General features: G+C 58.6%; 16 protein-coding genes. 13 read left to right on the top strand and 3 right to left on the bottom strand.

Annotated features, from left to right (window positions below; translation table 11 throughout):
- Positions 1-82: 82 nt before the first annotated feature.
- Positions 83-520 carry a cupin domain-containing protein gene (locus tag HY308_05600; GenBank protein ID MBI3897759.1) on the top strand — a complete coding sequence of 146 codons (438 nt, stop codon included), beginning with the start codon at positions 83-85 and terminating at the stop codon, positions 518-520.
- A gap of 45 nt (positions 521-565) precedes the next feature.
- Here HY308_05600 and HY308_05595 read toward each other — a convergent pair whose 3' ends face one another.
- Together HY308_05595 and apbC are read right to left on the bottom strand one after the other, a co-directional pair.
- Complete coding sequence (locus HY308_05595) at positions 566-1,132, bottom strand: dCTP deaminase (GenBank protein ID MBI3897758.1); 567 nt, start codon at positions 1,130-1,132, stop codon at positions 566-568.
- A gap of 383 nt (positions 1,133-1,515) precedes the next feature.
- Positions 1,516-2,607: an iron-sulfur cluster carrier protein ApbC gene (apbC, locus tag HY308_05590; protein ID MBI3897757.1), complete on the bottom strand. Its 1,092-nt coding sequence runs from the start codon at positions 2,605-2,607 to the stop codon at positions 1,516-1,518.
- A gap of 138 nt (positions 2,608-2,745) precedes the next feature.
- Between apbC and metG the strand changes: the two genes are divergently transcribed.
- Positions 2,746-5,250 (top strand): methionine--tRNA ligase, encoded by a 2,505-nt coding sequence (metG, locus tag HY308_05585; GenBank protein ID MBI3897756.1) that lies wholly within the window; start codon positions 2,746-2,748, stop codon positions 5,248-5,250.
- Between the two features lie 49 nt (positions 5,251-5,299).
- Here the strand turns inward: metG and HY308_05580 are convergent, their stop codons facing one another.
- Positions 5,300-6,214 (bottom strand): phospholipase A, encoded by a 915-nt coding sequence (locus HY308_05580; GenBank protein MBI3897755.1) that lies wholly within the window; start codon positions 6,212-6,214, stop codon positions 5,300-5,302.
- Between the two features lie 150 nt (positions 6,215-6,364).
- On the opposite strand from HY308_05580, the gene HY308_05575 reads away from it, so the two are divergent.
- From HY308_05575 to arsS, 11 genes are all read left to right on the top strand, one after another.
- On the top strand, positions 6,365-6,988 hold the full coding sequence (locus HY308_05575) for an RnfABCDGE type electron transport complex subunit B (GenBank protein ID MBI3897754.1): 624 nt from the start codon (positions 6,365-6,367) through the stop codon (positions 6,986-6,988).
- A gap of 6 nt (positions 6,989-6,994) precedes the next feature.
- Positions 6,995-7,699 (top strand): endonuclease III, encoded by a 705-nt coding sequence (gene nth / locus HY308_05570; protein ID MBI3897753.1) that lies wholly within the window; start codon positions 6,995-6,997, stop codon positions 7,697-7,699.
- A 481-nt stretch (positions 7,700-8,180) separates the two neighbouring features.
- Entirely contained in the window at positions 8,181-9,287 is a 1,107-nt protein-coding gene (locus tag HY308_05565) for an FIST C-terminal domain-containing protein (protein ID MBI3897752.1), read from the top strand.
- Between the two features lie 66 nt (positions 9,288-9,353).
- Positions 9,354-9,788: a DUF1841 family protein gene (locus HY308_05560; GenBank protein MBI3897751.1), complete on the top strand. Its 435-nt coding sequence runs from the start codon at positions 9,354-9,356 to the stop codon at positions 9,786-9,788.
- A 142-nt stretch (positions 9,789-9,930) separates the two neighbouring features.
- On the top strand, positions 9,931-10,530 hold the full coding sequence (locus HY308_05555; protein ID MBI3897750.1) for a sigma-70 family RNA polymerase sigma factor: 600 nt from the start codon (positions 9,931-9,933) through the stop codon (positions 10,528-10,530).
- Positions 10,531-10,537: 7 nt separating this feature from the next.
- Positions 10,538-10,792: a zf-HC2 domain-containing protein gene (locus tag HY308_05550; protein MBI3897749.1), complete on the top strand. Its 255-nt coding sequence runs from the start codon at positions 10,538-10,540 to the stop codon at positions 10,790-10,792.
- 42 nt (positions 10,793-10,834) lie between these two features.
- Positions 10,835-11,095 (top strand): DUF2282 domain-containing protein, encoded by a 261-nt coding sequence (locus HY308_05545; protein MBI3897748.1) that lies wholly within the window; start codon positions 10,835-10,837, stop codon positions 11,093-11,095.
- A gap of 58 nt (positions 11,096-11,153) precedes the next feature.
- Complete coding sequence (locus HY308_05540) at positions 11,154-12,002, top strand: DUF692 domain-containing protein (protein ID MBI3897747.1); 849 nt, start codon at positions 11,154-11,156, stop codon at positions 12,000-12,002.
- Positions 11,986-12,780: a putative DNA-binding domain-containing protein gene (locus HY308_05535; GenBank protein MBI3897746.1), complete on the top strand. Its 795-nt coding sequence runs from the start codon at positions 11,986-11,988 to the stop codon at positions 12,778-12,780. Before HY308_05540 ends, HY308_05535 begins: the two co-directional genes overlap by 17 nt.
- Positions 12,777-13,223, top strand: coding sequence for a DoxX family protein (locus HY308_05530; GenBank protein MBI3897745.1), 447 nt, complete (start codon positions 12,777-12,779; stop codon positions 13,221-13,223). Before HY308_05535 ends, HY308_05530 begins: the two co-directional genes overlap by 4 nt.
- 9 nt (positions 13,224-13,232) lie before the next feature.
- Complete coding sequence (gene arsS, locus HY308_05525; protein MBI3897744.1) at positions 13,233-14,195, top strand: arsenosugar biosynthesis radical SAM protein ArsS; 963 nt, start codon at positions 13,233-13,235, stop codon at positions 14,193-14,195.
- The last annotated feature ends 59 nt before the right edge of the window (positions 14,196-14,254 follow it).

Here is a 14,254-nt window from a genome sequence, read left to right as displayed (position 1 = left end):
CAACGGCTTGCCCGGCGGATTGAATGCGATTAAAACCGTGGCGCACTCAATGAAAGTACTAAGTCACTGCTGGGGCCAATCCATGAAACCGCTTCTGACATTCATAGCGCTATGCAGCATCGTTTCCTGCGTCGCCGTCGCCGATGCGCCGGCACCCGCGCCTATCGTGCCGGATCAGCTAACGTGGGCCGGCCCGCCCGACAATCCCGCACTGAAGGGCGCATGGGTACAAGGCGCTGAGCAAAAAACTGGACCGTATCTACTGCGAGTGAAACTCGCCGCTGGTGGGAAGATTCCGCCGCACACGCATCCCGATGAACGTAGCAGCACAGTGCTGGCGGGTACGATTTACGTCGGCTTCGGTGACACGTTCGACGAAACGAAGGTCGTCGCCGTTCCGACCGGTGCAGTGTATGTCGCACCGGCAAATGTGCCGCACTACGTTTGGGCGAAGCAAGGTGCTGCGGTATATCAGGAAGCCGGCACGGGACCGACGGGTACGGCGTTCATTAGACACTGATCGAAGGGCTCCCCTCCCCCCTTGCGGGGGAGGGGGACACGTGGTTTAAATCTTCGGCAACGTGACACCTTGCTGACCTTGGTACTTGCCGCCGCGATCTTTATAAGAGACGTCGCACACCTCATCACCGCCGATGAACAATACCTGTGCCACACCCTCGTTCGCATAAATCTTCGCCGGCAACGGCGTCGTATTCGAAAACTCGAGCGTCACATGCCCTTCCCATTCCGGCTCGAGCGGTGTGACATTGACGATGATGCCGCAGCGCGCATACGTGCTCTTGCCTAAGCAAATCGTCAGCACATCGCGCGGAATTCGGAAATACTCGACAGTGCGCGCCAACGCGAACGAGTTCGGCGGAATGATGCAGACATCGCCCTTGAAATCGACGAACGACTTGGCGTCGAACGCTTTCGGATCGACGATAGTGCAATTGATGTTGGTGAAAATTTTGAATTCGTTCGAACAGCGGATATCGTAACCGTAGCTCGATGTGCCGTAGGACACGACCGGGCCGCTGCCGTTGCGCTTGACCTGACCGGCCTCGAACGGCTCGATCATCTTGTGCTGCTCCGCCATACGGCGGATCCACTTATCGGATTTGATGCCCATTAGAAGTGCCAAGTCACCGTAATTTGGGAGCGCCCGGAGTTTAAAGGGACTGCTCGATACCCGCAACGCTGCCAGCCTTTCTTGTCCATTTATTGGGCGGTAACAGCTAATATTCGGATATGCATAGCTTGCGAAAAACACTCGATCTCGCCCGCCAGGCGAGTGGCAAACCATCGAAAAGATGAAAACGACTTATGGACTTTGAAGAATATCTCGAATTCTTAGAAGAATATTGGTCGATCTTTCCGCTGCCGACAGAATTGGAGCGGGAATACCCAATCTACACCGACGTGAAGTTATAACCCCGGCAAAACTAGACGGCAATCCCGCTAGCGCGGAATTGCCGTTGTCGATTGAATCGCGCGTGGATAGCGAACGCGTCGCTACGTATTCTGAATAACGATGTTCGGAAACTTGTTGCTGAAGTCTTTCTTTTGCAGCGCTAAGCGCGCACCGACGCGACGGGCAATATCGCGATACAGCAGCGCAATCTTGCTGTCCGGCTCGGCCACGACGGTCGGCTTGCCGCTGTCGGTCTCGGCGCGGATGCGGATGTCGAGCGGTAGTTGGCCAAGCAACGACACTTGGTTCTCGTCGGCCATGCGTTGACCGCCGCCTTCACCGAAGATGTGTTCCTCATGACCGCACTTCGAGCAGATGTGTGTGCTCATGTTCTCGACCACACCGAGCACCGGCACGTTCACCTTCTCGAACATCTTGAGACCCTTGCGCGCATCAAGCAGAGCGATATCTTGCGGCGTGGTGACGATAACGGCGCCGGACACCGGCACCTTCTGCGCCAACGTCAGCTGCGTATCGCCGGTGCCGGGCGGAAGATCGATAATGAGGTAATCGAGCTCGCCCCAATTCGTTTCCTTCAGCAATTGCTCGAGCGCCTGCGTCACCATCGGACCGCGCCAAATCATCGGCGTCTCGTCATCGATCAAATAACCGATCGACATCGACTTCAAGCCATAAGCTTCGATCGGCTCGAGCGATTTGCCGTCTTTGGACTCGGGCTTGCGCTTCACGCCCAGCATGCGTGGCTGACTCGGACCGTAAATATCGGCGTCGAGAATACCGACCTTGGCACCTTCGATGACGAGCGCGAGCGCGAGATTGACCGACACGGTGGATTTGCCGACACCACCCTTACCGGAGGCGACAGCAATGATGTTCTTGATACCCGGCAACGGCTTCACACCGCGCTGCACGGAATGTTGATCGACCCGCCAGTCGACGTTGACCGCGACATCGACGACGCCGGGCAATGCCGCGACCTGCGTGCGCACGGTTGCCGCCAGCGCATCCTTCGAACCCTGCGCCGGATAACCGAGCAAGAGATCGACCGTCACCTTGTCGCCGGCAACGGTGATCTTCTTCACCACCTTGGCCGTCACTAAATCCTGATCGAGGTAAGGGTCAAGCACCTGCTTGAGCGCCGTCTCTACGTCGCGCTCCACCACTTGGGTCATCGGAAAGCCTCACTGCATGACATTTTGAAGGGCAGACATGCTACACCGGGCACCCCCAAAAGTCATGAATCGCTGGGACTTGAGCGTGTATTTCCCTTATCATCGCCGCATTCAACGAAACCCATTTTGACCCATCGCATGCCTGATAAACGCCGCATTCTCGTCACCGCCGCCCTGCCCTACGCCAACGGCGCGATCCATCTCGGCCATTTGGTCGAATACATCCAGACCGATATTTGGGTGCGCTTTCAGAAAATGCAGGGGCACGAGATCTACTACGTTTGCGCCGACGACACCCACGGCACGCCGATCATGCTGCGCGCCGAGAAAGAAGGAATCACGCCCGAGCAATTAATCGCCCGTTTCTGGCGAGAGCACACCCGCGACCTCGCCGGCTTTCACGTCGACTTCGACAACTACTACTCGACACACTCCGACGAAACGCGCGCGTATAGCGAAGCCATCTATAAAAGCCTCGACGCTGCCGACTTGATCGCGCGCCGCTCGGTCGAAAACTTTTACGACCCGATCAAACAGATGTTCCTGCCGGACCGCTATATCAAAGGCGAATGCCCGAAGTGCGGCGCCAAAGATCAGTACGGCGACAACTGCGAAGTCTGCGGCGCGACCTACTCGCCGACCGATCTGAAAAATCCGTATTCGGTCGTCTCCGGCGCCAAACCGGAACGACGCCAATCCGAGCACTTCTTCTTCAAGCTGTCCGATCCGCGCTGCGGCGAATTCCTGCGTCAGTGGACCCGCTCCGGCACGTTGCAGCCGGAAGCCGCTAACAAAATGGATGAATGGTTGAAGTCGGGCTTGCAAGACTGGGATATCTCGCGCGATCCGCCCTACTTCGGGTTCGAGATCCCGGGTCACCCCGGTAAGTACTTCTACGTCTGGCTCGATGCGCCGGTCGGTTACATGGCGTCGTTCAAGAATCTGTGCGCTAAACGTGACCTCGACTTCGATGCGTTCTGGCAGAAGGACGCGACGACCGAGCTCTATCACTTCATCGGCAAAGATATTCTTAACTTCCACGCGTTGTTTTGGCCGGCAATGTTGCAGCACGCCGGTTACCGCACGCCGACCAAGCTATGCGTACACGGCTATCTCACGGTCAACGGCGAAAAGATGTCGAAGAGCCGCGGCACTTTTATCAATGCCGAGAGCTACCTGACGCTCGGCCTCAATCCGGAATGGCTGCGCTACTACTACGCCGCTAAGTTGAACGGCACGGTGGAGGACATCGATTTAAGTTTCGACGACTTCGTCGCGCGCGTGAACAGCGATCTAGTTGGCAAGTACATCAACATCGCCAGTCGCTGCGCCGGCTTCGTATCGAAGCGTTTTAACGGGGTACTGAAACTCCCGCCAAGAATTTTCGCATTTGGCTCGGAAATATTTGGGACTGGCGACGACTCCATCATCGCCGAGTTTCAGGATAGGGGCAGCGCCATCGCCAACTACTACGACTCTCGCGATTACGGCAAAGCGCTCCGTGAAGTAATGGCCTTGACCGACGTGGCTAACCAGTTCGTCGACAAACACAAACCGTGGGAACTGGCGAAACAACCTGGGCAAGAAGAAAAGCTACACCTCGTTTGCTCGGTTGCGCTCAATCTCTTCCGATTGCTTACGCTTTATCTAAAACCCGTACTACCAATAACCGCAGAACGAGTCGAAAAATTCCTCAATATCGCTCCACTGAAGTGGGACGACGCAAAATCGCTGCTTGCGACTGGACATTCGATTCGCGACTATCAACACCTGCTGACTCGTGTCGACGCCAAACAAATCGAAGCGTTGATTTCTGCAAATAGGGAAAGCCTCCAACCCCCCTCTCCCTCCGGGAGAGGGGCTGGGGGTGAGGGAAAGCAGGCACGGAAAAAGCCGCTGCCCGCCGACCTGCTGGAAGTTGCCCGCAAACTACGTGATCAACAACCCGACGCCGAAACGTTTCTTTGGTTGTTGCTGCGCGATCGGCGATTACACGATGCAAAGTTCAGAAGACAGCATCCGATCGAAGTTGACGGGCAACGATTTGTTGTCGACTTCTATTGCAGCGAGGCGAAGCTCGCGATTGAAGCCGACGGCGGACAACACCAAGAGCAGACGCAACATGACGAAACCCGCACGAGCGCGCTCGAAGGCGTCGGAATATATGTTTTGCGTTTTTGGAACAACGACGTACTTGGAAACACACAAGCCGTGCTTGAATCTATCTGGAACAAACTTGAGGAACGCTTACCTATGCAGCAATCTCCCTCACCCCCTACCCCTCTCCCGGAGGGAGCGGGGAGTAAAAATATTTCCATTGACGACTTCGCCAAAATCGATCTGCGCATCGCCAAGATCGCCAACGCCGAGCACGTCGAAGGCGCCGAGAAATTATTGAAGCTCACACTCGATATCGGCGAAGCGACACCGCGCACGGTGTTCGCCGGCATCAAGTCGGCCTATGACCCGGCAACGCTGATCGGCCGGCTGACGGTCATGGTCGCCAATCTCGCACCACGCAAAATGAAGTTTGGATTGTCGGAAGGCATGGTACTGGCCGCCTCCGACGCCGACGGCAAAACACCCGGCTTATTCATTCTTTCGCCGGATAGCGGCGCGCAGCCGGGCATGCGCGTGAAATAAAAAGGGATCACTAATGGGCGGGCAGGGCGAACTTGTGCGCCCTGCCTAATTACAACCAATCGGTAATAAGCACGCCGATGCCGATGCGGCGCATGCGCACGTTGTAATCGACCAGGCTCTCGCCGTAACCGTTGTAGTACTGCACTAACCACTTCAACCGATCGTGGTACGGGAAACTCCAACTCAGCTCGACGCCGCTGCGGTTGTCGTGGCGATCGAAGTTGTTGCGCAGCATCGCCGAGAAGACCCGATTTTCGTCTTTGTGGATCAAGCGAATCTCGCCGCGGCCGACGTAGTTCTCGATATCGGGGTTATCGTCGTCGCCTTCCGGCAAACGCAACCACGGCGTAATCGTCGTCACGAACTTGCCATGTTCGAAGGTCGCGCTGGCCCACAATCGATTCCAACTGCGCGATAGCGGCTTGGAGCGACCGTTCGATTGATGCACGACACCCACGCTAACCAGATTCAATCCGAACGGTTTCGAATCGATGTCGAATGAGACATCTAATTCCGGTTGGTAATTGGTCTCGCGAAACGGCGATGACAGACCTTTGTTGTACGCCTGCCAGAACGACATTTGGGTGTAACCGAACCACAGATCGCCGCCGCTACCCAACCAATTTCTGTCGATCGTTAGACGAAAGCTCAGCTGATACTGCAGCTCCTGGCGCTTCAAGGTGGCGTCCGGCTCGGCCAATCGATACGTATCTTGGTTCGGCGAGCTGCTGTAGGTGTGCAGGATATAACTGGGCCGCAGCGGCGAGATCGAGAAATCCCGCCATAACTGCCTGCGCTCGGTCATCGCCGAATCGGCCGGCGGCGGTGCGGCGGTGGTGTCGGTATCGTCGAGCGCTTCGGCAAACACGCTGGCATTCAGCATGAGCCCAACGATAAAAAAACATCCGCGCCCGCGGCGCGACATCGCCTGCTGATTCCCCCTTATTTTATTTGCGTGTGACATAACCACAGGATCAGTCAATCATCGTCGAAAAACAAGAAATGTAGGGCTGGCGAATCCGCCATTCCTCTGGACGTCGCAAATGGGTCGACGGCGAACCACTCCCGCCCTACATTTATTGCTCACTTTGATACGCCCGGCGATACTTCGCCTATGCCCGCTTCAACTCCATCGCTGGCCGATCGTATCGACGCTTGGCTGCCACAAACACAATGCACTCAGTGCGGTTATCCCCGCTGCCGACAATATGCGGAAGCGTTGGCGCGCGGCGACGCCGACATCAATCAATGCCCACCGGGCGGCGAAGTGACGCTGCAAGCGCTGGCGCGCCTGCTCGATACCCCTCCGAAACCGCTCGACCCAAAATACGGCGAGCATAAACCGCGCGCGGTCGCGGTCATCGACGAAAATAGTTGTATCGGCTGCCGCAAGTGCATCGACGCCTGCCCAGTCGACGCCATCATCGGCGCGCGCCGGCTCATGCATACCGTGCTGGCGATCGAGTGCACCGGCTGTGAGCTGTGCTTGGCGCCGTGCCCGGTCGATTGCATCGATATGCAACCGGCACAACCCGCCGGCTGCGGGCCGTGGCCGGAATACGGTGCGGCCGAAGCGCGCCGCTGGCGCGAACGCACCGAGCGCCGGCTGCTACGGTTGGCCCAGCGCAAGACCAAACCGAAAGCGGCAAGCACCGTGTTTCCCGACAGCGCCACGATTCGCGCCGATCTACAAGCTGCCGTTGCCCGCGCCCGCGCGCGGCGCAAACCAGCGCAATAATTCTGCATGAACGCCGCCCACCGCGCCGAATTGTTCGCTCGCCTGCAACGCACGAACCCGAAACCGACCACCGAGCTCGAATACGATTCGCCGTACGAGCTACTGGTCGCCGTCATCCTATCGGCGCAGGCGACCGATAAAAGCGTTAACCTCGCCACCGCCGAGCTGTTCAAGACGGTCAAGACGCCGGCGCAAATGGTCGAGCTCGGTGTGCGCGGGCTCAAGCGTTATATAAAGTCGATCGGGTTATTCAACACCAAAGCCGCCAACATCCTGCAAACGTCGAAGATGCTGGTCGAAAAATATAACGGCGAGGTTCCGCACACGCGCGAGGAACTGGAAGCACTAGCGGGCGTTGGGCGCAAAACCGCCAATGTCGTGCTCAACACCGCGTTCGGCGAACCGACTATCGCTGTCGACACGCATATCTTCCGCGTCGCCAACCGCACCGGCCTTGCACCGGGGCGCAACGTGCGCGAAGTCGAAGACAAGCTGATGCAAGCAGTCCCTCGGCAATACCGGCACGATGCGCACCACTGGTTGATCCTGCACGGACGTTATATTTGCGTCGCTAGAACGCCGCGCTGCTTTAGCTGCCCGATTCACGACTTGTGCGAGTATCCGGATAAGACACCGGTGCCGCTTGCCACTTCGTCAACAGCGGCAAAACCAGCCGGCAAAAAAACAAACCGACGCCACCCCACAGCGTGATAAACCACACCGGCGGATTGCCGAGCGTTCTGTTCGGGTAAGACCACAGACCGCCGTAAACACCGGTGTACTCGATGCTCGCGCCTAGAACGATCAGGTAAGCCGTGTCAGCGATATCGAGCGGCTCATGAAATAAAATTAGCCCGACCATCAGCAACCCCGACGTTACCGCCAACAACCAACGCGGATCGGCGATCACACCGGCAAACAACAACGTCAACACCAAAGCGGCTTGCCAGCGGCGCACGGCCGGCGCGCCGCCAACCATGCGTTTGACATGCAGCAGGCAAAATCCCCACATCATGGATCGACGGTTTTTATAATGACGGTAACACTAAGGAATCGACCGTTCGCCAATGCGCTACTTTAACGGGGTATTCTGCCGGCCAGCCACGGACAAGGCGCTAAATTTCTAGCTGGTACCAGCGATCGTCGCTACGCCGCCCTATTATTTAGATAGACGTCGATATAAAGTAAAAAAATGAGCGCGAAGGTAGCGAGCACAGGATTGAGCTATGGCGGCCGCGCCGAAATCGATCATGCCGAACGGGCGGTAAAGCGGGCGCTCGAGCGCGGCGGCCTAGCCAACGCCCGCGGCGTCATCCTCTTTTTAACCCCGCACTATGCCGCCAATCCCGAGCCCGCCATTCGGGCGGCGGCCCGAGCCGCCGGCTGCTTACAAGTGATCGGCGCAACCGCGGCCGGCATCCTTACCGAAGAGGAATGGGTGCTGGACGCACCAGGCGCGGCGGCAATGGTATTGACCGATCCGGTCATGCTGGCGCCGGCTGGCGGCGATACCGGTGACGACGAAGCGCTGCTCTTGAGCCTTTGTACCCCGTCCGGCCTCACCGCCGATTGGCTCGACATTCCAGCGCGTCGACTCGGCGCAATTTCCGGCGACCTATTCGGCCACGGCCCGTTCAAAGTCTGGTCCACCGGCCGCGTCGCCGATAGCGGCCATACCGACATCCACATCCGCGGTGCCCGCGGCGTCATCACCGCCTCGCAGGGCGTGCGCGCCCTAACTTCACCGATCGAAGTCGCCGAGGTCCACGGCTACGACATCAAACGTCTCGGTAACTATCCGGCGTTGAACGTGCTGGTGAAATCGCTGCCGTCAGGCATCCGCGAGATGGAACGCATCCCGCTGCATCTCATCATGGGCGGCGTCACCTTCGGCGATCCGATGACCGCGATCCGCGACGGCCGTTACCGCTTGAACCATATCGTCTCGGCCAACGTGCGCGATCAATCGATCACGCTGTCGCACCCGCTCAATCGCGGCGAGCGCTTGTTCTGGGCGATGCGCGATTCGTTGACCGCCGAGCGCGACATGCGCCACATCATCGATCAGGCGGCGACGACACTGCGCGCGGCGCCCAGCTTCGCGATCCTGTTTCCGTGCATGGGCCGCGGCCCGCATTTCTACGGCAATCGCGACCGCGACCTCGAAGCGCTCAGCACTCGCTTCCCGCAGCTACCGGTGATCGGCATGTACGGCAACGGCGAGATCGGACCGCTCGACGGCGCCAATCACCTTTATCAATATTCGACGGTGCTAGGCTTGTTCAGCGCCAAGTCATAAATTTTTTACCAACTCCCCCCTCTGCCGTTTATCGGAGAGGGCCAGGGGTGAGGAAATAATCGTTAGATGTACTCGAACGACCGCGGTGAAATCCGCCAAGTTTTTTTTCGCGCCTGGCGCAACTACCGCGCACAACGTCCCCTCGAAGGCGTTGAACGCGTCATCGTCGACGTCGCCCAGCGGCATCCGGAATACCACGCGCTGCTAGAAGCGCCCGACACCGCCGCGCAGCGCGACTATCTCGCCGGCCTCGGTGAAACCAATCCGTTTATGCACCTCGGCTTGCATATCGCCATCGAGGAGCAACTGGCGATCGATCAACCGGCCGGGGTACGACAGATTTACCGGCAATTACTCGCGCGCCATGCCGACGCACACACCGTCGAACATGCGATGATGGAATGTCTGGCGGAAACACTGTGGCAGGCCGAGCGCAACGGCCAAACACCGGATCAAAATGCTTATATCGATTGCTTACGACGGTTAGCGCAAAAGTCTTGATACCGGCTCGCGGCTAAAACCGGCATCCGCTCTCCCGCTGGGAGAAAAAAAATGAGGGAGATTGTTAGCAATGGCGAAAACAACTCGTAAAATCCCCACACCGCTGACCGCTACTAGCTACACTCGCCGATACGCCTAGAAAATGACGAAGGTACCCACTAACCCGGAGCTCGCCTCCCCCGAGCGCTGGCTCGATGAGCACGGCGACGCGCTCTACAGCTACGCTTATTTGCGACTGCGCGATCGTGACGCCGCCGAAGACCTGGTCCAGGAAACGCTACTCGGTGCGCTACGGACGCAGCAAGGCTTTGCCGGCCAGTCGTCCGAGCGCACGTGGTTGATCGGTATCCTCAAGCACAAACTCATCGACTATTGGCGTCGGCTGGCACGGCAGCCGGCCGAGACGCCCGTGGGCGACGATACCGACGACGATCTGTTGGAGCGCGTGTTCGACGCACGCGATCGCGACCATTGGCGTACCGACCCGTCGCCGTGGCGCGACCCCGACGCCGCCCTGCAACAGCAGCAGTTCTGGCAAGTACTGACCGACTGCATCGCCGCTTTGCCGGCGGCGCAGGCACGCGCCTTCAGCCTGTGCGAAATCGAAGGTACCGACGGCGGCGAGGCGTGTAAGGTTCTGGGCGTGGCGTCGACCAATCTGTGGGTCATGCTTCACCGCGCCCGGTTGCGCCTGAGGCAATGCCTGGAAAATCACTGGTTTGAACGCGAGCCGACGAGATGATGCCGGCATGTTGAGTTGCAAAGAGGCAAGTAGGCTGGTGTCGCTATCGATCGACCAACGTCTGTCGTGGCGCCAACGCGGGGCATTACGCCTGCATTTATTCCTATGCGCCGCTTGCACGCGCTTCAAACAGCAAGCGAAGTTCCTGCACAAAGCGGCGGAAGAATTCGGCCGCCGCAGCGTGCAACTAGGGCAACACCTGCGGTTAACACCGAACGCGCGCGAACGTATTAAAGAGGCGCTCGCGCGTGCTCGGAAGTAATCGCACCATAAATTTAACTAAACCTTCCTTGGAGCACGCACTATGAGAAAAACTGACGCACTGATTGCCGGCGCCATCGCCGGTGTACTGAGCTTGGCAATATCGTTGCCCAGTCTCGCCGACGAAGCCAAGCCGGAAAAATGTTACAGCATCGCCAAGGCCGGCAAGAACGATTGCCAAACCGCCAGCAGCGCTTGCGCCGGCACCACCAAGAAAGACGGCCAGAAGGACGCCTGGCTGTATATGCCGAAGGGCACTTGCGAGAAGATCGTCGGCGCGTCGTTGACGCCGATGAAGAGCTGATTAACACCTGCTCTAACCCTCCCCCGCCGCGCGGGGGAGGAATAGGATCTCGCTGCACATGACTTCGAATGCAATTCCCATTTCCGCCGGTATCGGCCTGCGCGCGCCGCATTATCGCGAGGTACTCGCAACGCGACCGGCGATCGGATGGTGGGAAGTACACAGCGAAAACTATTTCGGCGCCGGCGGCCCGCCGCATTACTACCTCGAACGCGTACGGCGCGACTACCCGCTGAGCTTGCACGGCGTCAGCCTATCGCTCGGTTCTAGCGATCGTCTGAACCGCGAACATCTTGCACGACTGAAGGCGTTGATCGAGCGCTATCAGCCCGGGCTCGTGTCCGAGCATCTTTCTTGGAGCTCGATCGACGGACGTTATTTGAACGATTTGTTACCGTTGCCGTATACCGACGAGTCGTTGCAACACGTCGTCGCCCGCATCAGCGAGGCGCAAGATACGCTCGGTCGGCAACTGCTGATCGAGAATCCGTCGAGTTATCTGCAATACACGACGTCGACCTGGCACGAATGCGACTTTCTGCGCGAGATCGTCATGCGCTCCGGCTGCGGGCTGCTACTCGACGTTAACAATGTCTACGTGAGCGCGGTCAATCACGGTTTCGCCGCGCACGACTACCTGCGCGCGCTGCCGGCCGATTGCGTTCAAGAAATTCATTTAGCCGGTCATCGCATCAATCGCTACGACGATGGTGAAATTCTGATCGACACGCACGATGCACCGATCGACGACGAGGTATGGCGACTTTACAAAGAAACATTACAGCTCACTGGACCGCAACCGACGCTGATCGAATGGGACACTAATCTGCCGCCGTTGGCGATACTGCTGACCGAAGCTAACCGCGCGACTGCGCTGCTGGAGGCCGAACGTGCCGTCGCTGCCTGAACTGCAACGCAGCTTTGCCGACTGCGTCTACGCCGATACCTCGGCGGCGTTCAGCCGGCATATCAAGTCCGGGCGATTTAATGCCGAGCAGCATCTGCAGATTTATCGCAACAACGTTTACGCCAGCCTAACCGAGGCGCTGCGCGCGGTGTTTCCGGTGATCGCGCGTTTGGTCGGCGATGACTGTTTCAGCGGTTGCGCTTATCACTACATCCGCCGCTCGCCGCCGCACAGCGGCAACTTGCATGACTTCGGCGTCGACTTCGCCGATTTTCTGTCGGCCTTCGAACCGGTAAGCATGCTCGTCTATTTGGCCGACGTCGCCCGTCTGGAATGGCACTGGCATTGCGCGTTTCATGCGGCCGACGCCGACACGCTGGCGCTCGACACGCTGGCGCACATCGCTCGCGAACGTTATGGCGCAGTGCACTTCGCCTTGCACCCGTCGGCGCGACTGCTAACATCGTCTTATCCGCTGTTGCAGATCTGGCAAACCAATCAGCCGGAGGCAACGCCGGCGCCGATCGATCTCGATCGAGGCGGCAGACCGCTGCTGATCATCAGACGTGGGTTATCGGTCGAAATCGAAACGCTGAGCAATGGCGAGCACGCCTTGCTGCAGGCATTCGCCGACGATCTCGCATTCGCACCGGCCGCCGAAATGGCGCTGGCGATACAACCGGACCTCGCTCTGGCGCAAACGCTGCGACTACGCGTCGCCGATCAAACCATTGTCCGCTTCAACACCTACAACGATTCCTCGGAGGAAATTGCATGACCGTCATGACCCGTATTGCCGACGTTGCCCGCCCGGCTATTCGCGGCCTCGAATTCTTGAGCCCATTGCTCGATCTCGCGCTGCGTTTATGGGTGGCGAAGTTTTTTTGGGACTCCGGGCTCACCAAGATCGCCAGCTGGGACACGACGGTGATGCTGTTCACTTACGAATATCACGTGCCGTTGCTGGCGCCGGCGGCAGCGGCGGCACTCGGCACCTTTGTCGAACTGACGTTCCCAGTATTGCTGGTGTTCGGCATCGGCACGCGCTTGAGCGCGCTCATACTGTTCTGCTTCAATTTCATCGCCGTCATCTCCTACCCGGATTTGTCGGAGGTCGGCCTCAAAGACCATACGTTCTACGGTATCTTACTGCTCGTGATCTTTTTCCACGGGCCCGGCAAACTATCGATCGATCATTGGCTGCGCCGTAAGTGGATGTAAGTTAAGCGCATGCATTCAGCACCCTCGTTCCGCACCACCCTTGCCCACCACGGCGTCACCGAGTTGCGGCGCGCGCCGCTGCGCGAGCTGCAGATCAACGTCGGCCGGCTGTGCAACCAAGCGTGCTCGCACTGTCACGTCGACGCCGGACCGAAGCGCACAGAGATCATGACATGGGCGACGATGCAGAAAATATTGGCGTGGACCGAGCGTACGCCGATTCGCCGCGCCGATATTACCGGCGGTGCACCGGAGCTCAATCCTAACTTCCGGCGCTTGGTCGATGGTTTGATTGCACTCGGCGCCGGCATCACGTCCCGCTGCAATCTGACCGTACTGCTGGAACCCGGACAAGAAGACTTGGCCGAGTGGTACGCCGAGCGCCGCGTGCGTTTAGTCGCGTCGCTACCGTGCTACACGAAAAAGAACGTCGACGCGCAGCGCGGCGACGGCGTGTTCGATAAAAGCCTGACGGCGCTGCAACGCCTGAATAACGTCGGCTACGGTGTGCAACCCGGCTTAACGCTCGATCTGGTTTACAACCCCGGCGGTCCGTTCTTGCCGGGCGCGCAGGCGAAGCTCGAAGCCGATTACAAACAACGGCTAGGCGATGACGTCGGCATCGTCTTCAATCGACTGCTGACACTGACCAATCTGCCGATCAACCGGTTCGCGCATTATCTCGAACGCACCGGCCAATACGCGTCGTATCTGCAACTGCTGGAGCAGAACTTTAATTCAGCGACCGTGCCCGGGCTCATGTGCCGCGAATTGCTGAGCGTCGACTGGACCGGCCGAGTTTACGACTGCGATTTTAATCAGATGCTCGATCTGCCGCTGCCCGATCGGGCACTGCAATATTTATGGGACATCGAGCCGGAGGCACTGGCAGATAAACCGATCGCCACCGGCACACATTGCTTCGGCTGCACCGCCGGCGCCGGCAGCAGCTGTGGCGGCGCATTAACGTAAACGAAGCGCTCCCCTCTCCCCTTGCGGGAGAGGGGTGGAAAAACTTGCCGACCGTTCGC

It is taken from the genome of Gammaproteobacteria bacterium (genome assembly GCA_016199745.1).
Classification (GTDB): domain Bacteria; phylum Pseudomonadota; class Gammaproteobacteria; order Acidiferrobacterales; family Sulfurifustaceae; genus JACQFZ01.
The sequence above is the reverse complement of the archived record's forward strand: the minus strand, read 5'-3'. Positions and strand labels throughout refer to the sequence as shown.